Source organism: Clostridium sp. CMCC3677, from assembly GCF_023845585.1.
Taxonomy (GTDB): Bacteria; Bacillota; Clostridia; order Clostridiales; family Clostridiaceae; genus Clostridium; species Clostridium aquiflavi.
In genome coordinates this window covers 109,965-135,771 of sequence record NZ_JAMQHS010000001.1, presented here as the reverse complement: position 1 = coordinate 135,771, position 25,807 = coordinate 109,965, and the positions used below count along the sequence as shown (strand labels likewise).

The window sequence follows — 25,807 nt, the reverse complement described above, 5'->3', positions numbered from 1 at the left end:
ACATATTTTCGTACAAATACAACATACTATTTTTAAGCTGTGTTTTATTAAAAATATTTATATAAAATAATAGAAGTAACAAAAATATTACTTCTATTATCACTTATGTATTCTTTTTTATTCTTATATATTATGTTTAAATCCCAAGTTAAACCTTTACAATAGATTGTATAATCTACTTGTTATATTTAAAACTTAAATATCTTTTTAATTTGCATTCCAGCTATTGCACTTGCTGGCATAAGCATATACTTCTTTTTAAAATTTGAATTAATATAAAGATCACTCATTTTATCAAGAACATATTTATTCCAATTATAATATATAAATATATAATATCCCACAAAATATTATATATTTACATTTTTCTCATAATTTGAGTTAATTTTGTCAGTTTTTAAATTGTAAAATAAATTTCTAATAAAAATATGTCTTATAGTATTTTTAAATTCTATTTTATAAAATTTATATCTGAAATAACTTTCATGTAATCAAATACTTTATTAGCATTTTTCTTTATTTGAATATTAGCTATATCATTTTCTGGCATAACTATATATTTATCTTTAAAGTCACAACTTATATATGCATTACATACTTTTTCATAAAATAATTTAGTATCAGGAAAACTCATTCTAAATTCCCTATTATCTATAACTAATATTAAATTACTTATGTCCATTGATTTAATAGTCTTTTTAAAAAGTTCCAGATACTCTTCTGCATCACTTTTAGAAAATAATCCTTCTCCCTTGATTATAAATTTATCATCTTCTACTCTCATAGTGTATTTACATAATAGATTTATTTTTTCTAGTTTCATAATTTCCCCCTATTAAATTAAAGATAAATTTTTTGTTGTTAATTACTTTTAAGTTGACAAAAAAATAAACTTTTATTATGTTCCATTTTTTATTTTTATTGAATCAAATTAAATTTTTTCACTAACTTTAACTACATATACCATATTAATAATTTACTTTTAAAGAAATAATAACATATTTTCTTATAATTTTCCATCTTTTTTTAATTTTCCACATATAAATTATACTTTGGATTTTATTTTATAATAAAAATTTATGTTCAAAAATTTTGTTATTTTAATATGTTTATAATTTCATTATTAATATGTATAATTTTTCAAGGAAATAAATTACAAAATATATTTCAAAGGAGGATTTTATTAATATATATAAAATAAAAATACCATATGTTAGTGATTGAATCGTTTTAACATATGGTATTTAATTTACACTCTAAAATCAATACTAACTTTAACTCTGAATTTCACTAAGTTTAGTACTTAATTCATCTATATTCTTATATGCATTAGATATCCCATCTATATTATTGTTAAGTTCATTAATATTAGCTGATATTTCTTCCATAGCTGATGCTGTAGTTTCAACATTTTCACTTATATTATCCACTTCTGTTACCGTTTTTGAAAATACAGTAACTAATCCTTTAATTTGTTGATTTACATTATCTGAATGATTTAATACATTTCCTGTATTATTATTTATATTTTTAAATAAATCTTTTACTGTATTTGTATGTTCATTGCACACTTCTATTGATTTCTTTTCTTTTACTATTTCATCTGATACAGCATTAGTTCTTTCAGATATACTATTTAATATAGATATTATTTGGTTTGTTGATTCTTTAGAGTTTTCTGCTAGTTTTTTTACTTCATCTGCAACAACTGCAAATCCTTTACCATGTTCTCCAGCTCTTGCTGCTTCTATCGATGCATTAAGTGCTAAAAGATTTGTTTGTCCTGCTATTTCACTTACAGTATCTATAATTTTTACTATCTTTGAATTTTCTTCATTTAAATTATTAATTAATGTTACAGTGCTTATAATATTATCTTTTACTTTAATCATTTCACTTGATAAATCCTCAACTTTACTAGCTCCCTCTAAAACAACATCTTTTGTAGAAGATGATAATTCCGACATAATTTCCACTGCATTTGTTACTTCTCCTAACCCTTGCTCTCCAAGTTGCATAAATGATTGGATATTATTCATAGTTTCAACTTCTCTTGTTGCTTTATTTGCAACTTCATTTGAGGCCACTGATATTTGTTCTGATACTCCTGCAGTTGTATTAATACCCTCACTAATGGTAGAACTTGCTTCATTTAAAGATTCTATTGTTTCACTAAGCTTACCTAATAAAAGCTCTGTCTTAGATTTTGATTCATTACTTTCTTTAATTTTTTCTTCTAATATAATGTAAGTACGTTTTGTTATTATACATAATAATGTGCATATAACTAATCCACTTCCAATATATAAAAGTAAAAATATTAATTGATCATATCCTATGTTTGAAAACATTGTTTCTTTGTTTTTCATAAAAAAATAGCTCATACAAACAGCACTAGATATACATTGAAGAACTATTGGAATTGTCTCTTGATATAATATAATTAAAAAAATTGCTGAATAAAATATCATAAAATTAGATATTGTTGGTGACGTGCTCATTAATATTACACCAATTGTAGATATTGAAAATACCATGAAATACATTGATATATTAATACATTTTTTCTTTATTAAAATAAATTGTATAATGCTTAATACTATACCTGAACCTATTATTCCTACAACTGCCATTATAGGTGCTTTTAAATAATAATCAAAAATACCTCTTAATAATACTGAACTTAAAAATAGTACAAGCAAAATTTTATTTTTCATGTCTATAATTTTTTTGTTATCCATTCATTCTTCCCCCTATGTAGAATTATATCCTTATATTTTAAGACACAATTTTGTAAACTTATGAATAAATTTTGTTTTTATGCATTTAAATAGTATTTCCTACGTGTATAATATTAACATATTTTATTATATTTGTATATGATTTTACATTTAATTATATTTTATTTGCATAAAATTATACATAAAGTTACATAATATACAAAATAGTATTAATCTTACTAAAATAAAAAAAGCCAATAAACAACAAGTATTTTTCTACTTATTATTTATTAGCTTATTTATTGTCCCATTTGAAAAACTTAAAGCACTTTAGATAAAAAGTCTATTGTTCTTGGACTTTTAGCATTCTTAAACACTTCTTCTGGAGTACCCTCTTCTATTATATTTCCTTCATCCATAAAAAGTATTCTATCTCCAACTTCTCTTGCAAATCCCATTTCATGAGTTACAACTACCATAGTCATACCTTCTGAAGCAAGATTTTTCATAACACTTAAAACTTCTCCTACCATTTCTGGATCTAATGCTGATGTTGGTTCATCAAATAGCATAACATCTGGTTCCATAGCTAATGCTCTTGCTATTGCTATTCTTTGTTTTTGTCCACCAGATAATGATGCTGGATATTCATTTGCTTTATCTTTAAGCCCTACTTTATCTAATAAATCTACTGCTTTACTTTCTGCTTTTTGCTTTGATAATTTTTTTACCTTCATAGGAGATAATGTTATATTATTTAATACTGTCTTATGTGGAAATAAATTAAATTGTTGAAAAACCATACCCATTTTTTCTCTCATCTTATTTATATCCACAGCTTTTGATGTTATATCTTTTCCTTCAAACTCAACTACTCCAGAGCTTGGATCTTCTAATAAATTAAGACATCTTAAAAATGTACTTTTTCCAGAGCCTGAAGGTCCAATTACAACAACAACTTCACCTTTTTTTATATGACAATCTATTCCTTTAAGAACTTCATGTTTTCCAAAACTTTTGTGTAAATCTTTAACGTATATCACTTACCTTCATTCTCCTTTCTACATATCCTAATGCTCTTGTTAGCGTAAATGTAATTATAAAATATACAACTGCTGCCACTATGACAGGTTCTAATCCTAATGCAGTATTTCCTTTTACAGTATTTGCATTATACATAAGTTCAGCTACACCAATTACAGAAACCATTGAAGATTCCTTAATTACTGATATAAATTCATTTCCTAAAGCAGGTAATATATTCTTAAATGCTTGAGGTATTATTATATTAAACATAGCTGTTTTTTGATTCATGCCTAAACTTCTCGCTGCCTCCATTTGCCCCTTATCAACGGCTTCAATACCAGCTCTAATTATTTCAGAAACATATGCTGAAGAATTAAGCGCTAATGCTATTGCTCCTGTCGTTATATCAGATAAATCTATACCTAATAATTTAGGTAATCCAATATAGATTATGTATATTTGAACTAGAAGAGGAGTTCCTCTAACAAATTCTACATAAACTGTACCTATCATTCTTAATATCTTAAATTTTGAACGTCTTAAAAGAGTTAAACCAAGCCCCATAATCGTTCCAAAAAGTACTGCAAAGAATGCTAATACTATTGTAATTTCTGCTCCACTTAAAAAGTATCCATAGTATTTTTCTAAAAATGTAAAATTCAAAATTTCTCCTCCCCTCTATTTCCACCCCTGGGGTCCAATAAATTCCATTTGGAATTTATTGGACCCCAGGGGTAATCAATTTATTCCACCATATCATTTGCTTCTATTACAAATTGATCTATTTTACCTTCGTCTTTTAATTTTTGTATTGTTTTATTTATTTCACTCTTTAAATCATCTGAACCCTTATTCATTGCTATTGCTGATCCACCTTCTGAATCTTCTAATATAACATCTGTTAAAGCTATGTCTGAATTCTTTTCACAATTAAACTCTGCTACTGGTAATTCTACTAATATTGCATCTACTTTATTATTTTTTAAATCTAATACTAAATCAGTAACTTTTCCTAATGCTTTCTTTTCAGCATCTGGAATTTTGTCGTTAGCTAGACGTTCTTGGATTGATCCTTTTTGTACACCAATCTTTTTATTTTTTAAATCATCAAGTGATTTTATATTTCCTTCTTCACCTTTTCTAACTATAAATCCATGTTTTGCTGTATAATATATATCTGAAAAATCAGCATTTTCCTTTCTTTCATCAGTTGGTGTCATACCTGCAAATACCATATCCACCTTCCCTGCTTGAAGAGCTATAAGTAATCCATCAAAATCCATATCATTTATTTGTAATTCTACGCCTAAATCTTCAGCTAATGATTTTGCCATACTAATATCAAATCCTACAATTTGATCTTTTCCATCTATTTCTTTATGAAATTCATATGGTGGATAATCTGCACTTGTTCCAACTACAAGCTTACCTTTTTGTTTTATTGATTCAAGCACTGATGCTGATTCTTTTGAACCTTTACTTCCTTCTGCATTTTTGTTTCCTGAACATCCAATTATACTTATTGCCATTGCTCCGATTGCCACAACTAATCCTAATTTTTTTAATAAACCTTTATTCATTACTAACGCCCCCTAATTACTTACTTAAAAATTTATTTGCTTTTATTTACTTCGTGGTATAATTATACACCATACATTTATATTTATGCAATAGCAAATGCATAATTATTTAATTTTTATTTATATTAATTAAATAATTATTTTTAATATACTATTAAATCTTGTTTTTCTTTGATAATACGCAAAAATAAAGAGGTATAAATTAACATTTTAGTCTATACCTCTTTATTTAAATTATTTATTATGTATTTTTATTCTTATTTTCTGCATAAATAGTGACTGTCACCAACTTATCCCCCTTGCATAAATGGTGACTGTCACCAACTTGGCCAAACATGCTTAATAGCAGCTACTAAAATTAAAGTAGCTGCTATAATTTGTTTAATGTTTTATTTTTTCTTAATAAATGAAAGTCTATGAAGTGCTCTTGTACACATAATATATTTTACTAATGGATCAATTTCATGATTTTCTATTACTATAACGCCATCAAATTCTAATCCTTTTGCTAAATATGCTGGAATTAACACTTTTCCACCTTTATAAAGTATATCTTCTCTATCAAAGCTTTGAATACTAATCTTTTCTTTAATAATATGAGAAAACTTAGCAAGATCCTTATTTCCATTAAATATAATAGCTATATTTTCAAGACCATCTTCTTCATAATCTTCAATTATTGAAAGAATAGTTTCTACAAATTCATCATCTGAAGATACCTCTTCTTCTATTACTTTTTCCCCATGTCTAACTAATGGAATTATTCTATTATCATCCAAAAACTTAGTTGCATATTCCATTATTTCTTGAGTAGATCTATAACTCTTATTTAATGCATACTCTTGCACTTGTACATGCATCTTTTCCTCATTAAATAAAGGTTGTAAATTTAACATAGCTGGTTCTTCATTATTATTTATTAATCTTTGATTAGAATCTCCAACTATTGTATAACTTTTGCATCCTGTAAGCCCTTTTATCACTTCAAATTGTATAACACTATAATCTTGAGCTTCATCTATTACGATATGTTTAATTTCTTCTTTCATTCTTTTTCCATCTAATTTAATCATTAAATATAATATTCCACTTAAGTCCATGTATCCAAGTTGCTCAGTATCTGTTATATTTTTATAAATATTTATTATATCTTCATGACTTATCCAAGAATCCAATTCTTTTCTTGAATTAATTACATTTCTTACAATTTCTCTAATTTTCATTCTCTTTAAATATTCTAAGTTATTCTTTTCTATTTCTAAATCATCACTTGATAAAGAAGCTATTTTTTCTTTCATTTCCTGATTTAATTTATATACTTCTGCATCTCTTTTATCTTTTATTTTAGATATAAGTACTCTTTTTATTTTTTCACTTCTTCTAAATAGTGGCATATATTTATAATGTATATCAAATAGCTCTTTAATCTCTTTAATTCCTACTATTTCTTCGCCATTAAAAATTATTGGTTTAATATCAAAGTAATTTTGGCTTAATTTTTTTATTTCATGATTTAATAAATCTAAGAATTTTTTAGAACTTTTATATTGGTATTCTTCAAGAGCTGTTTTATTTCCACTCATAGCTTCTTCTATATATCTACTAAAACTTTTTATATATAAATCATCTATTCCTAATTCTTTTATAGCAAAGTTTTCAAATGTCATTTGTTTTATTCCCTCTTCACCTAATGAAGGAAGAACTTGAGCTATGTAATCCATAAATATATCATTTGGTCCAAAAATAAGAACCTTATTTCCAAATTGTTTTCTATAATTATAAAGAAGATAAGATATTCTATGTAATGCAATAGTTGTTTTTCCTGAACCTGCAACTCCGTTTACAACTACAACTTTATTCTTATCACTTCTTATTATTTCATCTTGCTCAGATTGTATCGACATTACTATATCTTTGAGTTTATCAGATGAATTTTCAGTAAGAACCATTTGAAGTATTTCATCTTTAACATCTACTTCTGAATCAAATATACCTTTAAGTTCACCTTTTTTTATTATTATTTGTCTTCTAGAAAGTATATCTGTATCAATTTCTCCTGTTGGACACATATAACTAGACTTTCCTAATATACCTTTATAAAATAATGATGCAATAGGAGCTCTCCAGTCCACAACTACAGATTCATAAGTTTTTTCTACAGTTAAACCATATCTACCTATATAAAGTTCTTCTGGTAAATTTCCGTCTTCCATAAAAGTCACTTTACCAAAATAAGGTACTTCCTTTAAACTAGTAAATTCTTTTAATCTTTTATCTATTGTCTTATAAGCTTCTTCTTTTACGTAATTTTCATGGTCAAAGTAATCTATAACTTGATCTTCATCATCTTTATATTCTTCAATAAATTTTTTTCTTGATTGCAGAATTTGATTAGTTATATCTTTTCTTTTTTGCAGATAATTAAGTATTTCACCGCTTAAAATTTTTTCAACTTCTTCTAACTTATTTTGTTCCATTAAAAATTCTAAATTTTGATTCAAATTAATTGTCCCCCTTGCTTCTTAAAGTAAATTTTCTTGATTTGAAAACATAAGGTTCAGATAATTCAACTTATTTTTTAAGCTAAATCAATCTAAACCTTACTATTAAACACTAGAGTTTTTATTTTAATTATGTTTAAAGATATTATTTTTCATCTTCTGATTACTTTGTATCCTCAGATATCTCCTTAGTTAAAGTATCTTCAATTTTAGTTGAATCATCAATTTTTTTGTTTACATTTATTCCAACTTTTTTAAAAAACTCTGATTTTTCTTTTTCTTCATTTTCTTTTCTTATTCTCTCAAACTCTTCTTGTTTCTTTTTTTGCTTTTCCTTTTGTTCTTTATCTTTTAACTCTTTTTCTTTTAATTGTTTTTCTTTCTTTTCTTTCATTTCGGGATATTTCTCATAAACCATTTCCATGAATTCTTCACCAAAAAGAGTTTCTTTATCTAATAATATATTTGAAATTTTATCTAATAAATCTCTATTATCCCTAAGTATTTTTCTAGCTTTTTCATGAGCTTCTCTTATTATCTTTAATGTTTCTTCATCTAACATTGTTGATGTTTGTTCACTGCAATGTCTAACTGCTCTTCCATCTAAATATCTATTCTGTACTGATTCAAGTGCCATCATATCAAATCTATCACTCATACCATATACTGAAACCATACTTCTAGCTGATTGAGTTGCTCTTTCAATGTCATTTGAAGCACCTGTTGAGACAACATTAAATACTTCTTCTTCAGCAGATCTACCACCTAACATAACTGTAATTTGGTTCATTAAATCTTCTTTAGATATAAGATATTTTTCTTCTTCTGGAAGTTGCATCGTATAACCTAATGCTCCCATTGTTCTAGGAACTATTGTTATTTTATGAACAGGATCAGAGCCTTCTAGTAATGCTGCCACAAGTGCATGACCTACTTCATGGAATGCTACTAATTCCTTTTCTTTTTTAGATAATATTCTATCTTTCTTTTCTTTACCTGCAATTATAACTTCTACTGCATCTCTTAAATCTTCTTGAAGTACAAGTTTTCTTCTATTTTTTACAGCTCTTAAAGCTGCTTCATTAACAATATTTGCAAGATCTGCTCCTACAGCACCTGGAGTTCCCTTTGCTATCTCATCAAGATCAACATCATCTCCTAAGTTAACATTCTTAGCATGAACTCTAAGAATAGCTTCTCTACCTTTAAAGTCAGGTCTATCAACTATTACTCTTCTATCAAATCTACCTGGTCTTAAAAGAGCTTTATCTAATATTTCTGGTCTATTTGTAGCTGCAAGTATAACTATTCCCTTTGACGAATCAAATCCATCCATTTCAGAAAGTAATTGATTTAATGTTTGTTCTCTTTCATCATTGCTTTGCATTTGATTATCTCTGCTTTTACCAATAGCATCTATTTCATCTATAAATATTATACATGGTGCTTTAGTTACTGCTTCTTTAAATAATTCTCTAACTCTTGAAGCTCCAACTCCAACAAACATTTCAACAAAACTTGAACCTGAAAGTGAGAAAAATGGTACTTTAGCTTCTCCAGCTACTGCCTTGGCAATAAGTGTTTTACCTGTTCCTGGAGGTCCTACAAGTAAAGCTCCTTTAGGTAATTTAGCACCTATTTCTGTATATCTTTTAGGACAATTTAAGAAGTCTATTACTTCTTTTAATGACTCTTTAGCTTCTTCTTGACCTGCAACATCATCAAATGTTACTCCAATTTCATTTTCTACATAAACTTTAGCATTACTTTTTCCAATTCCCATGATTCCGCCGCCGCCGCCCATGCCGCCGCCTCCCATTCTAGAGAATAAGAATTTCCACATAACGAAAAACAATAACATTGGTAAAATCCAACTAATTGCAAAATCCATAATAGGACTTTGTTTTGGATTTTTACCTGTAAATTTTATTTTAGGATTTGAATTTCTTAATTTATTTATTAAATTTTCATCCTTAATATTAGCTGTATATAAAGTCTTTCCTTTAAATTCACTACTATCTGCTGGTGTAATTATTAAATTTTCTCCTGTTATAACTACCTGTGATATTTTATTTTGATCTATCATTTCATAAAATTCATCATATGATATTTGTTTTGTAGTTGCTGCTTCTCTAATATAGTTTGCAGTACTTATAAACATAAAAACTAGTAAAAAATATATTACCATTGTAATATATCCATTTTTCTTCTTTTTATTGTTACCTTGCATAGTATCATCCTTTCCTTATAATTTGCGAAAATATCTAAAAAACCTTATTTCCACATATTTTTCATCATATTGTTTATTGCTTCTTTTCTTTTTAATGTTTCTTCAACATCTATAATAAATATATCTCCGTTTTTAATCAAAATATCTCCATCTTTTATGTCACCTTTAGTCTTGGAAATCGTAGTTTCTAGCATATCTCCATTGAACGATTCAAGTATGACATGGTTTTCTTCAATTCTATCAACTATATATTTATTCCCCATATTATAAATACCCTCTCTTTATTTTCACTATATTTTAAGTTATTTTTTATATAAAATATAACTCGAAATTTAGCCTTAATCTAAATAAAACATCTTAACAACTAGTATATCATATTATTATAAAATAAGTACTATTAATTCAAGCGACCAAAGTCTTTAAAAGGCCAAATCTTAACCTGTGCCTTTCCTTTTATATCCTCTCCATCTATGTACGGATTAATCCATCTTCTAGCATCATTTGATCTTGCTCTATTATCTCCTAAAAAGAAGTATTTTCCTTCAGGAACATCAAATGTACCATCATAGTCCTCATTATTTTTCACGTAATTTTCAACTAGTTTTTCTCCATTCACACTTACGATTCCATCCTTTATCTCTATATGATCTCCTGGAAGTCCTATAACTCTTTTTATTAGTGTCTGTTGAAGTTCATCTGAATAAAATACAACTATATTTTCATGTTCTATCTTATCTAAATTGTAAATTTTAGTTACAAATAATTTATCTCCTATATTTAATGTTGGAACCATTGATTCACTTGGAATATATACATTATAAACTAAAAATTTATTCACCAAAAATGCTATCACCACTGCTGCAAATATAGGCACTATCCATTCAGTAAAAAAATTTTCTTTTTTTATCTTATTACTTTTTTCCATAAACCCATTCTCCTTTAAGAACCCCAATAATTAAAGTCCCTTTATAATTAATTAGCAATTTATCAACTATTTATACACTTTGAAGTCACTTATAGGATATATTTTTACTTTAGCTTTTCCTTGTATTTTTTCGCTTTTTATATACGGATTTTTCCAGTATCTAGAATCATCTGAATTTGCTCTATTATCTCCTAAAAAGAAATATTCTCCTTCTGGAACATCAAATATTCTATCATAGTCTTCATTATTCTTAACATAATCTTCTGCTAATTGTTCTCCATTTACGCTTACTATTCCATTTTTTATTTCTATATGATCTCCTGGAAGCCCTATAAGTCTTTTTATAAGAATCTCTTTAAGCTCATCAGAATCAAATATAACAATATCGCCTCTCTTTAGATTTTCAGGATTATGAACTCTTGTTGCAACAAGTCTATCCTTAACTTCTAAGGTTGGTATCATTGATCCACTTGTAATCCATACAGTATAAATTAAAAATTTCCATACTAATAATCCTATTACTACGGCACTTATAATTGTTAAACCCCATTCTTTAAAAAAACTATTTTTACTACTATCTTCCATATAAATTCCACCTTTCTGAAATTTCATATATACTACTATACTTTTTGAAATATAAACTAACTACATTAATTTTATAAATACACTATGTAATGTTAGAATTATTTTATCTTAATAGTATAACATAAAGTATTATATTGAAGCATTAAGGATTTATAACAAATTTATTACTTTAAAATAAGGCTAACAGCATGTTGATAGCAGAAAAATTCCTTGTAAAATAAAAAATGTGTATCAAAATTAATAAATCAATTTGATACACACTAAGATATATATATTATCTTGGGAAAGAATATTAATAAAAAGCTAATTTATTAAAGATAATTATTAAATAACTTCATTTTGTATAAGATCTTCATAGGTTTCTCTTCTACATATAAGTCTTTCTTTATTATCTTTTACCATTATTACTGGTGGTCTTGGAATCTTATTATAATTATTAGACATTGAATATCCATATGCACCTGTTGTCATAACTGCTAAAATATCATTTGACTGTGGTGCTGAAATATTAATATCATTTAATAATATATCTCCTGATTCACAACATTTACCACAAATAGTTACCTTCTCTTTTAGGTCTTTCTCAACTTTATTTGCTAACATACATTCATATTCAGCGTGATATAAAGCCGGTCTTATATTATCTGACATACCACCATCTACTGATATATACTTTCTCACTCCAGGAATATTTTTTATTGCTCCTACAGTGTATAAAGTTATACCTGAATTTCCAACGATACTTCTACCTGGTTCTATTATTAACGATGGCTTTGATTGACCTGTTCTAGAACAAACCTCATCAACCTTGTTCAATATTGCTTTACAATACTCCTCAGTTGTTTTTGGTTTATCTCCTGTATTATAGTATATACCAAATCCACCACCTAAATCTAGTTCTTTTATTAAATAACCTGTATTTTGTTGAATTTTTTTTATTAAACCTAGCATAATTTCTACTGCATCCTCATATGGTTTAATCTCAAATATTTGAGATCCTATATGACAATGTAGTCCTGATAGTTCAATATTAGTAAGCCCTATTGATTTTTCTATAGCATCTTCTATCATATTAGCAACAGGTGCAAATCCAAATTTAGAATCCACTTGACCTGTTTTTATATACTCATGAGTATGCGCTTCTATTCCAGGTGTTATTCTCAAAAATATTTTTTGAACTTTATTATAACTTGCTGCAATTCTATTTAAAGCTTCCATTTCATAATAGTTATCAACAACAAATCTTCCAACTCCTAGTTTAACCCCTAGTTCAATTTCGTCTAATGTTTTATTATTTCCATGAAATATTACTTTTTCTAAAGGAAAACCTGCTTTATGAGCTGTAAAAAGTTCTCCTCCAGATACAACATCTAGTGATAAATTTTCTTCATTTATTATTTTACACATTTCAATAGTTAGAAATGCTTTACCTGCATATGCAACTCTATTTGACGAATTATCACACTTAAAATATTTATAATACTCATTACAGTTTTGTCTTATTAAACCCTCATCCATAACATATAATGGTGTACCATATTCCTTTACTAACTCAGTAGATTTAATTCCCCCAATTATTAATTCATTGTTATCAATTTTCATACTTCCAAATAATTTCATTTTTCTACCCTCCAAAAATTTGTCTAAAAACAAAAGTCACAGATATTAATCTGCGACAGGTAGAGTCTACTTAATTAGGATTTTTGTTGCTTATCGCTTATTGCTAAAATCATTAAATAGTATTTTTTAATACTATAATTATTATAACTAATACAAACTAAATCTAAAAATATAAATTTTGATTTAACTTTACTAATTATATCGCAACTATTTCACCTTGTAGCTCTCCACAGTTAGTGACAGTTATGTACATATTTTATACATACCCAGAAATAATTATTTGCATAAAAATTATTTCTTCGGCTATAACACCTTTCTTTATAAATCATCATCTGCCGACTCCTTATAAATACTCATCATTACAGCACCTCTACCCTAGGTTTTAGGCACATGAAAGAAAATAATAGACCAAATGTGTGTCGTATATTTTTCAAATGTACCTTATTCTATATTTCATTATATTAAATTTTATTATTTTTGTTAAAGATATCATATCACAAATTTAATCTATTTCAATACTTTTCAACCTATATTTTTTAACTTTATTAATTTATTAAAAATTTTGTAATAATTATCAAATAATTTGTTAAACTCATTAACTACAAATCATAGTTTTTTATTCGTTCCTATATTTGTCCATCAAATCTCCCATTATACTTGCAGATGATGGTGGAGTATAAGTTATAGCATTTGCCCCTGCTTCTATTGTTTCCTTTATTGATGCAATTGTTGGTCCACCAGTTGCAATAATAGGAAATTCAGGATATCTGCTTCTTATGTTTCTCACTATTTGAGCTGTATTTTTACCTCCAGAGACATTTAATATCGTTGCGCCTGCCTCTATTCTTTCAGTAATATTTTCATCTTCTGATACAACTGTTACTACAACAGGTATATCAATAGTAGCTCTTATTTTTCTTATTATTTCATTTGAAGTAGGTGCATTTACTACAACACCCATTGCACCTTTAAACTCTGCATCCATAGCTAAATTTATAACCCTTTTTCCTTGAGTTATACCACCACCAACTCCACAAAAAACTGGTACATCAGCTGCCATTACAAGTGCTTGTGTTATTAGTGGCTGAGGTGTGAATGGATATACAGCAATAATTGCATCTGCATTAGTATTTCTAATTACAGCAACATCTGTACTAAATAATAATGATTTTATCCTTTTACCAAAAATTTTAATTCCACCACAATCTCTAATTACAGAAGGAACTTCAACTACATGATTTCTTAATGTCCCCTTTATCTCTGGAACTAACTTTGGCTCTTTTGATGCCATTTTTATTCCCCCTCTATTAAGAATTACAAAAGTTATAAATAAGATTACAGTTTAAAAATACTATATATTAATTTATATAAATTAAAGTAATCCACTTTAAGCTAATCCTATATTAACTTTTTTATTAAATATATTATACTCTTTATCATGTAATTTCTTAAAGATATTTTTACTACTTAAATTAAATAATTAAATAAATTTAATAATTTTTTGTTTATATCTCTGAATTTTATACACGTTTTATATAATATTCACAGCATTTATAATAACTTATGCACATTATCCACATGTTTTATCCACAGTTTTGTGAATATTGTTAATAAATATTTATTATGCATATTTTTTATCCTTACATCTAACTTTTAATAATATGGTATCGTATTAATTTTTACACATTTCTATATATAGTTACATTTTATTTGGTACATGCTATATATTGAGGTACCTATATTTTGTCTACTTTTATTTATCCCCATATTTATCAACAGGCAATTATTCAATCCACAAAATGTGTACACCCCTGTTTTGGTTAGGTTTATAAGCGTTTCACCTATGTACATTAAAATATTTAATCCACAAAGTTATACACAGATATTTTCGACTTATGTTCATTAAAAAAATTTAAAGTTTTTGTTATATTTTAAATTAATTTTGCTGATTTTAGTTCTACATATTATAGTTTTACTAGTTAAATAAAAGTTATACAAGACATTTTTAGGATAAAAATATATGGCTATGTTTTTAAGTGAATGTCCAAATTTTACATTTGGAAACATGAACTTACTCAGCGAATCTAAATGAGTCGAGTTTCATTTTTAACTTCTGTCCATGAGCTTTATACTACAATATCAATACTGTTTTAAAACATAGCCAAATATATAAAACTATCCCTTGATTACAGGTAACATTTTAATATTATAAATTTTAACTATTAGACAACTCATTTATTTCACTTGTTATTGCTTCTTTTACATTTTCCATAGGAAAATTTTCTCCTGGGCATAAAGTATCATACGTATCTCCATGTCCTTGAACACCAGAAATATTGTATTTTATTATTAGATATGTTGATAACTTCTCTAATGCTTCAATTTCTTGTTCCGTTGGTTCTTCTTCTTCTAAATTTCCTTCTATACATATTCCAAGAGTATTGTTATTTTGCCCTTTTATATGTGCTCCTATTGCTTCTTCTGGTCTCCCCCTATATATAGTCCCATCTTTTCTTATATAAAAGTGATATCCTATTCCAGACCAATTTTTTCCTACATGCATTTCATGTATTTTGTATGGTGTTAAATTACTAGATGCTGCATGATGAAATACAAGCAATATTGGTTTATTATTATACTCTAAATCTCCTGACCATTTATAATCTACTTCTCTTATACCTAATTCTTTCTTTAGACTAGGTAATTTTCTTTGCAAAGTACTTATTCTAATTTTATTTCCTTCATAATAAGGATTATCATTTAAAAATCGTATATATCTACATTTCCCTAAATAGCCTGTTACAAGTGACAATACAACTATTCCTATTAATAATAATACAAGCTTATTTTTAAAACTTTCTTTTTTTATGTTTAGCTCTATTTCCTTAGGACTTATTTTGTATTTTATTTGTGATTTATTTCTATACTTAAGTCTATATTTACTTTTATATTTATTTTTTTCGGTTATACTTGTCATAACATATCCAACCCTCTTTCTCATAGGTTACATAATATATTATAAATCATTTTAAGTATTTTTCCAAATATTGGTTAATAAATACAGATAAATATTTTAAAACACGGCTCTGTTTTAAGAAAATGTTGATATATGCAATAGGTAAAGTGGCATTTTACTCCGTCCACTTTGCTTATATATATATCAACACATATTTAAAACAGATCCTAAAATAAAAATATGGATAAGTATTCTAATATAATAATAATTAAAATACTTATCCATACTTATTTATACTTGCATTGTATAAAATTAATTATAATTTAAATTCTTTTACTAATTCACTTAAATCTTGTGAAAGTTCTGCTTCCTGTTGTACTACTGATGCAACCTGATCCATAGCTTGTGATGTCTCATGTAATCCATTTTTTATATTATGAGAGTGCTCTGTTGTCACTTCCGAATTCTTTGCTGTACTTTCAATAGCTGCACTAATTTGCTCCATTGATGCCCCTATTTCTTGAGACATTGATGATAATTGAGTTGACATCTCATTAACAAAATATCCATCTTTTTCATAAGACTTTCCTACTGCTCCATATTTCACAAGTATATCTTTTATATCATTTTTTATAAAATGTAAAATATCTTGAGTATGAATTGAAAGATTGCTAAATGCATCTTCAACTTTATCAATTGTGCTTTGAATAGTAATAACTGTTTTAGAAGATTCTTCTGCTAATTTTCTAACTTCTTCTGCAACTACAGCAAATCCTTTTCCAGCTTCTCCAGCTCTAGCAGATTCAATTGCTGCATTTAAAGCTAAAAGATTAGTTTGTTTAGCTATTACATTTATTGCATCAGCCATAACTTTTATTTCTTCTACAACTTTAGCATCTTCAATTGCTTCTAAAATACGTTCTTCCTTTTCAAGGCATACATTTTTTGCATCTTCAATTATAGTCTTGCTATGAACTTCTATTTCATCAGCTTTTTGTTTTATTCTTTCTGAATTTTCATTTGATGTCTGTGCCTTTTCTGCTAATTCTTCCATGCTTGCATTAATTTCTTGTATAGATGCAGATAATTCTTCAATAGTACTACTATTATCTTCTATACCACTTACTATTTTAGTAGTTGACATATCCATCTTTTCCATATTCGATGTTAATTCTTGAATAGATGCAGATATTTGTTGACTTAAAGCAGAAGTATTTGAAGACTTATTTATAGTATCTTTAATTGTTTTTCTAATATTTCCTTGTGCTTTATTTAAAGCTAATACTATTTGTCCAAATTCATCATGTCTTTCTAAAACTATATCTGTTGATAAATCTCCTTCTCCCATTCTTTGAGCTAAAGACTTAATTTTATTTAATGGTTTTATAATACTATTAATTGAAATCATAAAAATAAATGCAATAATTATTATTGATAAAATTAAAAATATAAATTCCATTTTAAAATCAATAGAAAATATAACTCCTACAGTTATTCCTACTGCAAAGGTAAGTATATACAGCATAAGAATTTTTATTTTTATACTAACATCTTTTATCATTTGACAATAAACCTCCTGAGAAATATATTAATTTTGTAAATAAATTAATTATAACATTTTATTTACCTAAATTATATAATCATCTAATATATTTCATAATTAACCATTTAATTACAGTTTTATATTATTTTAGATATAATTTTCCACTAATTTTTAGTAATAATAAACACTATTTCAAAATTTATGTTAAAATATCTTTATGAGTAATTTATTTAAGGAGTGAAAAAAATGATTTCAGATAAAATGAAAAACTTAGTAGCAAATAATTCTGCTATAAGAGCTATGTTTGAAGAGGGAAAACGACTTTCAAGTATTTATGGCGAAGAAAATGTCTTTGACTATAGTATTGGAAATCCAAATGTTGAACCTCCTGAAAATATAAAAAATATAATAAATGAGATATTAAGTGAAGAATCTCCAAATCTTGTTCATGGATATATGAACAATTCAGGTTATGAAGATGTTAGAGATGAAATAAGTAAATTTTTAAATAATAAATATAAATTAGATCTTTCTAATGAAAATATTGTTATGACTTGTGGAGCTGCTGGTGGCTTAAATATTATGTTAAAAACACTTTTAAATCCTGGAGATGAAGTTATTACTTTTGCTCCATATTTTGGTGAATATAGACATTACACTAATAACTATGATGGAAAATTAGTTGTTGTTGAACCAGATACGTCTACATTTGAACCTAATATGGATGCACTAAGAGAAAAAATCACAACTAAAACTAAAGTTGTAATAATAAATACACCTAATAATCCAACTGGTGTTATATATTCAGATGAAGCTTTAAAGAAATTATCTTCTATACTTGAAGAAAAACAAAAAGAATTTGGTACTAACATTTACTTAATTTCAGATGAACCATATAGAGAAATAGTTTATGATAATGCTAAAGTTCCTTGTATATTGAAATATTATAAAAATTCATTTATTGGATATTCATACAGTAAATCTTTATCATTACCAGGAGAACGTATTGGATATGTTGTTATAAATAATAATATAGATACTTTCTCTGACATAAAATCTTCATTAAACATAGCAAATAGAATTCTTGGATTTGTTAATGCACCTTCATTATTCCAAAGAGTTATTGCAAGATCTTTAGATGCTGAAGTTGATGTAAATATTTATAAGAGAAATAGAGATCTTTTATATAATCATTTAACTAGTTTAGGATTTGAATGCTTAAAACCTCAAGGCGCATTCTACTTATTCCCTAAAACTCCAATTGAAGATGATAAAAAATTCTGTGAGGATGCTAAGCAATTTAATTTATTACTAGTTCCTGGTTCAAGCTTCGGATGTCCAGGTTATGTAAGATTATCATACTGCATATCTTATGAGAAAATCAAAAACTCATTACCTGCATTTGATAAATTAATGGTACTATATGGTGACAGTCACCATTAGTGCTTTGGTGACTGTCACCACAGAACATGGGTGACAGTCACCCCTCTACATAATTTTTGTATAATTCACGACAATTCTCAGTTTTAAAAAAAGATAATACCATATTACAATTTACTACCTTTTCTTTTTTCTTTCCTATGTAAACACAATAACTGCTCCATTTATATTCTTCAGGTTTTTTTACCATATTTGCCCTCACTGGATTAAGATGAATATATTTACTTGTTTCTAACATCTGAATATCATTACTAATTACTTGTGACCAATATCGTTCTTGAAAAAGGTGTCCAACATAGTTATATTTCTTATTAAAATACTTTGCATAGGCATTATTAAGCCTTTTCATAAAAAATCCTATGTGAATTTCTTTAGTTTGAATATGTAAATGAATATGATTCGTCATCAAAGTATATCCCAATACTTCAAATTCACCTTCAAAATATTCTATACATTCCTTAATTAAATTTATATAAACTCTATAATCTCTATCTTCTGCAAAAATATAATTTCTACGATTTCCTCTAGAAGTTACATGCATAATAGAATTTTGATACCATTCTCTATTTTTCCTGCTCATAAATATTCTCCTTAAGCTTTTTTCTATAATTATGAACATCTAAAGTAATTTTATTCATTTTAGTCCATGCTGGTGACTGTCACCACAGAACATGGGTGACAGTCACCAACATGAAAAAGTGACTGTCACCAACATCAGAATAATTCTGGTATTTCTAAATCTGTAATATTAACTGATGCATTTAATGGATTACTATTATCTAATTTTATAGTATTAACAAATGTCTTAGGTAATTGCGTTTCCCCTGATACTATAATTTTTTCATTGTACACTATTAAAACATTATCACCACTGGTTAAACCTAATTCACTTAAATTTATGCTATATGATTTACTTAATGATGCTTCAATAGTATTTAATAATTGTAACTCATTATTACTTTTTATCTTATAAATATTAATTGGTTCATCAATTCCCACTTCATTTTCTTCACTAATATTTAGTGTAGCTTTTGATTCTCCATTATATTTAAAATAAGCTCCAAAATTAATGCTAGAATTTTTATTGCACTCTGGTATTCCACTATTTATCCTTGGAGCACCGCCAACTATACCAGTATATACTCCGTGCTTCAAACCAGTTATTACTATTGTTTTAGGTATTTTAATAGGCTTTCTAATTTCATTGCCAATTAAATTATTATATATTATATGGTTATTACCTCCAAAACCTAATTCTCCTGTTACTCTTGGCTGTATTATAAAATCATATGGTAATGGTGTTGATTCATATTGTTTAGTAGTTTCATTAAATATATATTTTACATTTATTATGGGACTATGATAATCATACCCTTCCTCCTCACATGAATTAATACCTGATACCACTTTAAAATTTGAGCCTATATTAAATTTAAGTGTTATATCAAGATTATATTCTTTCTGTTTTTCTCCCATTAATATTCTTGCTATATCTTGGAGAATATTATTTTGTATAAAATTATTAGAATTTAAATTATTGCTATCCGAAAATATATTTTCTGGATTAGAAGTATCAATGTTTCTATAGTTTACATTTATAAAATACTTATTTTCCTTTTTTTCTAATATATTATCACCATTGTCTTTTTTTCCAATTAAGTTATAGTGTAAATCTTTTAAATTGTTATTAGGTTCACTACTTCCAGAATCAATGTTACCTAAATTAGCAGTAATTATATTATTATATCTTTTTTCTCTTATACTATTTATTTCATCCTGTAATCCATCCTCATTTAAATTAATACTACCTCCACCAATTATAATTATATTTTTAGTGGCAGCTCCACGTCCTTCATCAATTTTATTAGTAAATGGTTCTCTGATTCCATCATCAAGAATTTGCCCTGCAAGTTTTAATGCTTGGCTTATATTTCTTTTATTAGAATCATATAAATAAATGTTATTAAGTACATTAGTTTTGAATTTATCAGCATAATCACTTTCACTATTACAGCTGATATCAATATCATCAATAGATGTATCACATACTTTATGACAATAAGTAACTATATCATATCTGGTTTTTACACCTTGTAATAAATTATTGCTTAATAATTTATTAAATATTGATTGTTCTACTATTCCATCCACTCCCTTTTGTGGTTTATTATTAGATGCACTTGTATTTTCTCCAATCTTATCTTTCATTGCAGTTGATACATCTAATAAAATAACCACATCTTTAGGACTACTAATTTCACTATTACTATTAAACTTAAATGGTTCTGGTGCTACTATACAATTAAAATTAATATTTTCGTTCAATGTGCATTCATTCTTATTAGATTTAACTTCTGCATTTATATTAGGTAAGTTATTTTCTGATATATTTATATTTATTCTAGACACATTAAGTTTTATATCCTCATTATTCCAAGGAATATTTATAAATGAGTCTTTAAATATATCTTCATAGGTTCCAGGCGCTTTTCCTTTAATTATAAACGAGAATGGCACTGGTTCTGCATGATAAACTACTTCCTTATTATCGCTTCTTCTCTCATCAACTATATATTTTATATTATTTATATTGACTGAATTTCCACCTATATTTAAACTGAAATTATCATTTAAATTTAGATTTAACTTAACATCTTTAATAGTATACCCAGCAATTATCTTGTCACCTATATTGTTAAACACTTCATTTATAGCATTTTCATCTGACATAAAAAATGTTCCATCTTCTCCTACAATTCCGCCCATAGATTCATGTATCTTCTTCATTAACATATTTCCTGTACTATTCTCATCTCCTAGTGCATATCCAATTGAATATATATTATATTTCTTTGTTTTGATTATATTACCTATAGTAGTCGCATAATTAGTTGATTTATCTACATTATTTGATTCTTCTTTACCACTACCTTCAACTCTAGGATTTCTTTTATTAATTTCCCAAATATGATCATCTGTATAAATCATTTCATTATTTATTTCATCATAATATGATTTATACGGAAATAGCTTAAGAAAATCCCACCAATAGTATTTTGCTAGTATAGAATAATAGGTTGGCATTCCATCTGACATAAATACAATAGATTTATCTGCATTCTTATTTTTTTCTAAATCTAAAATATAAGTAGCTTTTCTTAAACCTTCTCCAGTATTAGTTCCGCCATCAGCTTTAATAGAATTTATAATTTTTAATAAATCTTTTTCTGTATTTCCATTATTTAAATAAGTATAACCGCTAGTTGAATAAGTAACTATATCAATATCTAAATTAGGTATTTTCTTTATTTTATTTACAAACTCTATTGCTGCATTCTTCATTTTTTTTATTTTAGAATCTTTCATACTTCCTGAAGTATCTAGTACTAATACAATTTCTTTTTTAGGAATATTACATTTAAAATCACTTGGAATTATCTTTCCATCAACCTTTATGTCTTCTCCAATAACTGGATTTTCTGGAGTTACTGATGTTATTTCCACATCAAATGATGGCTTATCAGAAATTCCTCTATCTATTGCATTGACAACTATAAGTTGCCCACTTATCATAGCCACAATTAAAAAGATACTTACAACCCCAATGAAAGTATCTTTCCTTCTCTTTGTATTTATTAATTTAGACATATAACTTTTGATTTTTCTCATTAAATTCACCCTCTTTATTTTTATATGAAACTCTAAAACTTTCATATACTATTAGGTTTAAATAACTTTGTCTTTAATATTTATTTCTAAATGCAAATTTTACATTCACTGGATATTTTATGTCACTATAACCCATTTTTTTAGATAATATAATCTCTATTTGTGCAGATTTATCATTTCTAGATTTTATATTTATTTTATTTAAATTATTTGACAACCTCTTTGTGCTTATTTTGTTTTTTTCTTCTTCACCTTCAATGATAGTTTCTTTATATTTAACTATAGTAAGCTCTGTACCCTCTTTCTTTATTTCAAATTCACTCTTACTTTCATCTTCATTCAATACTACAAAATTTATAGATTTTACATCATTGTTTTCTTCTTTATAATCCATGCTATTTGCTTGCATTCCAATTTCACTTAATTTCTCTTGTATTGCTTGTCCTTCATTTTGTAAAGTGGATCTAATGTCTACATCAGATATAATTCTATTATTAGTATTAAACATTTGAAATATCATTCCTAATATAACAAGTGTTAACGCCATAACTATTATTAGTTCTGTTAAGGTAAAACCTTTTTTCTTTATCCTAAACATTAAATCCACCTCCCTACTATCTTATTATCTTCCATAACCTGCTACTTAAGAATTTATTTAAATCATAGTCAACATTTATAAATCTTGTTTCATCATCAGTACTATCTTTTAAGTCCTTTGTATCATCAACAAATACAGAATTAAATACATCTTTATTATATTTATATATTTCCTCTATAGTATCGTTATCATAAGTTATAGTCTTATCTCCAAAGCCTTGGACTTTTAAATTTCCTTCTGTAATTATATTTCCTTTAAATTTAACATTTCCATCAATAATTACATCACCAGCTGTAACTATAACAGCATTTAAATTTACATTTCCAGCATCTAATATAATTAATTTGTTATTTTCCCAATCATTACTAGTGGTTGATCCTTTTCCTTTTATAACTATAGTTGTATCAGAATCACTATTAAATATGGCTTTTTTACTTTTATTTATTGAATCATTTAAATCATAACTATTTGGTATATTTTCTAAATTTATAATTGATTCAATAGGATTTTTGTTATTTCCCATATTGTTATATAACTCCATTGCAATATCCTTAGATGTTTCTCTACTTAAATTATAAACTTTCTTACCGAACTCCTCTTTTTTTGATCTTATAGAATCTTCAACATTAATTTCATAAGTTTTATCTTTAATAACTGTATTTCCATTTGCATCTTTATATACAATAGCCCCTATGGCATAAGTTTTTTCTGGAAGCTCTATCCCACCAGTATCAATTATTTCTTTTCTACCGTCATCCCAATAATTAGTAAACTTTTCACTCTTATCTTGAAGATTTCCTGATATATAATTTCCTACATCATAGGGATCATTTGATCTTGCTATTTTCTCGTCTACATAAGCTATATAATTTCCCTTTACCCCTGTTGATTCTCCAGTGGTATATGAAATATCACCATCAGCTATATGTGCAACCCCCATAATATATGCTGAATCTGTTATTTTTACTCCTGATTTTTTATTACCGTTAACTATAATGCTACTAGATGTTCTTTCTAGTTTATCTGAAGTATTGTTTTTAGATGACTCAATATTCTTATCATTTAATCCATAAAATTCTTTTATTTTTATACTTGTATCTACACCTTTAAGTGTTAAGTCATTATCTAATACAGCTTGCCCATTTATATTTAAACTAGAACTTCCCCCAAATTCATTGGCATATTTTCCATCAGTAGTTTTACCTGCAAAAATATTCAGTGCATATAAGTCTCCATTTACTGTGGATTTCGCATTATCTTCAATATTGAATGTACTTGCTGTAGTTACTTCACCATTAAATATAATTTCACTATTATTTATATTTATTCCACCCTTATATTTGTCATAAACACGATTATTCTTGTCTTCTTTATTTCCTTTAACAAATATATTTCCATTAACATTAAGACAACCTAAATGGTTTCCTAAATTATCTTTCCCATCAATTTTCATGTTGCCGCCTACAATCATTGATGACACATTTTTAACATCATCAAATGTACCAACTATAGCCGTACTTTCCCTAAAACTTACATCTTCATTATTAGGGACATTTATTGTATAGGTTTCTTGAACTATTCTAAGATTATTTTTAGTAATATCATTATTGTTTTTGCTTTTATCTATAAATTTTGAAGTTACCTGAATCTTAAATGCATCATTGTTTGAATCATAAGAAATCCCATCAATATCATCCTTTATTGAAGTCAAATCTTTGTCTTTTCCATCTTCATTTACTATTTCTTTTAGCTTATCTACACTATCCTTACTGCATACAAAAAGTTCTGGTTTACTTTCTTCATTTGTAAATTCTATTGATAATGAATATTTAAAATCATTTGACTTTATATCCTCTTCTAGGTTTTTATCTGATAAATCAATATCACTATATCTTTGATTACAAATTGAGTATGCTAGTATGTTGTTAGGTATATCTCCTTCTGAATCAGTGTCTGGACTCTTTTCTTTAGATATAAACACTCTAAAACATCTCTTAAATTCTAAATCCGATAACATTTTTACTTTTTCATTAAACTTTTTTTCTGCTGCTCTTATAGCTTTTCTTCTTTTTTCATCAGTACTATAAGTTTTTTTCTTAGCAGCTTCAAATTCTTTTTTAGCCTCATTATATTTTTCTAAATTAGGACCACCCTTACATTGTCCAGCTTTAAGCTGTCTTGCTTTAAAATCTCCAAATTTAACTGCACCATCAAATGTTTTAACAATAACATCATATGCCACATCTAAACCTGAATCTGATGAATATAAATTTTTAATTTTTCTACTTTCTTTAATTCTCATTTTGTAGTCTCCAACAGTCATAGATAACAATGCTGTTCCTACCGTAATTAAAATAGTAAAAATAATAACTACAGTAATTAAACTAGATCCTTTTTGTTTTTTCTTCATTTAA

Annotated in this window: 20 protein-coding genes and 1 riboswitch; of the genes, 1 reads left to right on the top strand and 19 read right to left on the bottom strand. The window is 26.5% G+C overall.

Annotation, left to right across the window (positions count from 1 at the left end):
• Positions 1-188: 188 nt before the first annotated feature.
• From NG901_RS00565 to NG901_RS00495, 15 genes are all read right to left on the bottom strand, one after another.
• A complete protein-coding gene (locus tag NG901_RS00565; protein ID WP_252211704.1) occupies positions 189-344 on the bottom strand; it encodes a hypothetical protein in 156 nt (51 codons plus the stop codon).
• 107 nt (positions 345-451) lie between these two features.
• On the bottom strand, positions 452-823 hold the full coding sequence (locus NG901_RS00560; protein WP_252211703.1) for a hypothetical protein: 372 nt from the start codon (positions 821-823) through the stop codon (positions 452-454).
• A gap of 451 nt (positions 824-1,274) precedes the next feature.
• The gene (locus NG901_RS00555) at positions 1,275-2,741 is read right to left on the bottom strand and encodes a methyl-accepting chemotaxis protein (protein ID WP_252211702.1); all 1,467 of its coding nucleotides are present in this window, start codon (positions 2,739-2,741) and stop codon (positions 1,275-1,277) included.
• Between the two features lie 299 nt (positions 2,742-3,040).
• The gene (locus NG901_RS00550) at positions 3,041-3,763 is read right to left on the bottom strand and encodes an amino acid ABC transporter ATP-binding protein (RefSeq protein WP_252211701.1); all 723 of its coding nucleotides are present in this window, start codon (positions 3,761-3,763) and stop codon (positions 3,041-3,043) included.
• Positions 3,750-4,409 (bottom strand): amino acid ABC transporter permease, encoded by a 660-nt coding sequence (locus NG901_RS00545; RefSeq protein WP_252211700.1) that lies wholly within the window; start codon positions 4,407-4,409, stop codon positions 3,750-3,752. The genes NG901_RS00550 and NG901_RS00545 overlap by 14 nt, the downstream gene beginning before the upstream one ends.
• An 80-nt stretch (positions 4,410-4,489) precedes the next feature.
• Positions 4,490-5,326, bottom strand: a complete 837-nt coding sequence (locus tag NG901_RS00540) for an ABC transporter substrate-binding protein (protein WP_252211699.1) — start codon at positions 5,324-5,326, stop codon at positions 4,490-4,492.
• A 389-nt stretch (positions 5,327-5,715) separates the two neighbouring features.
• Complete coding sequence (locus NG901_RS00535; protein WP_252211698.1) at positions 5,716-7,827, bottom strand: HelD family protein; 2,112 nt, start codon at positions 7,825-7,827, stop codon at positions 5,716-5,718.
• Positions 7,828-7,990: 163 nt separating this feature from the next.
• On the bottom strand, positions 7,991-10,057 hold the full coding sequence (gene ftsH, locus NG901_RS00530; RefSeq protein WP_252211697.1) for an ATP-dependent zinc metalloprotease FtsH: 2,067 nt from the start codon (positions 10,055-10,057) through the stop codon (positions 7,991-7,993).
• Positions 10,058-10,101: 44 nt separating this feature from the next.
• Positions 10,102-10,320 (bottom strand): DUF3006 domain-containing protein, encoded by a 219-nt coding sequence (locus tag NG901_RS00525; protein ID WP_252211696.1) that lies wholly within the window; start codon positions 10,318-10,320, stop codon positions 10,102-10,104.
• 134 nt (positions 10,321-10,454) lie between these two features.
• Positions 10,455-10,982 (bottom strand): signal peptidase I, encoded by a 528-nt coding sequence (lepB, locus tag NG901_RS00520; protein ID WP_252211695.1) that lies wholly within the window; start codon positions 10,980-10,982, stop codon positions 10,455-10,457.
• Between the two features lie 66 nt (positions 10,983-11,048).
• Entirely contained in the window at positions 11,049-11,567 is a 519-nt protein-coding gene (gene lepB, locus NG901_RS00515) for a signal peptidase I (RefSeq protein ID WP_252211694.1), read from the bottom strand.
• Between the two features lie 324 nt (positions 11,568-11,891).
• Positions 11,892-13,187 (bottom strand): diaminopimelate decarboxylase, encoded by a 1,296-nt coding sequence (gene lysA, locus NG901_RS00510; protein ID WP_252211693.1) that lies wholly within the window; start codon positions 13,185-13,187, stop codon positions 11,892-11,894.
• Positions 13,188-13,399: 212 nt separating this feature from the next.
• Positions 13,400-13,568: riboswitch (Lysine riboswitch) on the bottom strand.
• Between the two features lie 235 nt (positions 13,569-13,803).
• The gene (locus NG901_RS00505) at positions 13,804-14,478 is read right to left on the bottom strand and encodes a hydrolase (RefSeq protein WP_252211692.1); all 675 of its coding nucleotides are present in this window, start codon (positions 14,476-14,478) and stop codon (positions 13,804-13,806) included.
• Between the two features lie 924 nt (positions 14,479-15,402).
• Complete coding sequence (locus NG901_RS00500; RefSeq protein WP_252211691.1) at positions 15,403-16,188, bottom strand: peptidoglycan recognition protein family protein; 786 nt, start codon at positions 16,186-16,188, stop codon at positions 15,403-15,405.
• Between the two features lie 271 nt (positions 16,189-16,459).
• A complete protein-coding gene (locus NG901_RS00495) occupies positions 16,460-17,704 on the bottom strand; it encodes a methyl-accepting chemotaxis protein (protein WP_252211690.1) in 1,245 nt (414 codons plus the stop codon).
• Positions 17,705-17,932: 228 nt separating this feature from the next.
• On the opposite strand from NG901_RS00495, the gene NG901_RS00490 reads away from it, so the two are divergent.
• Positions 17,933-19,129 (top strand): pyridoxal phosphate-dependent aminotransferase, encoded by a 1,197-nt coding sequence (locus NG901_RS00490; RefSeq protein WP_252211689.1) that lies wholly within the window; start codon positions 17,933-17,935, stop codon positions 19,127-19,129.
• A 37-nt stretch (positions 19,130-19,166) separates the two neighbouring features.
• Here NG901_RS00490 and NG901_RS00485 read toward each other — a convergent pair whose 3' ends face one another.
• The 4 genes from NG901_RS00485 to NG901_RS00470 form a co-directional block, all read right to left on the bottom strand.
• Entirely contained in the window at positions 19,167-19,706 is a 540-nt protein-coding gene (locus NG901_RS00485; protein WP_252211688.1) for a transposase, read from the bottom strand.
• Between the two features lie 134 nt (positions 19,707-19,840).
• Positions 19,841-22,795, bottom strand: coding sequence for a vWA domain-containing protein (locus NG901_RS00480; RefSeq protein ID WP_252211687.1), 2,955 nt, complete (start codon positions 22,793-22,795; stop codon positions 19,841-19,843).
• A 73-nt stretch (positions 22,796-22,868) separates the two neighbouring features.
• Positions 22,869-23,393 (bottom strand): PilW family protein, encoded by a 525-nt coding sequence (locus NG901_RS00475; RefSeq protein WP_252211686.1) that lies wholly within the window; start codon positions 23,391-23,393, stop codon positions 22,869-22,871.
• A 16-nt stretch (positions 23,394-23,409) separates the two neighbouring features.
• Entirely contained in the window at positions 23,410-25,803 is a 2,394-nt protein-coding gene (locus NG901_RS00470) for a hypothetical protein (RefSeq protein ID WP_252211685.1), read from the bottom strand.
• Positions 25,804-25,807: the final 4 nt, after the last annotated feature.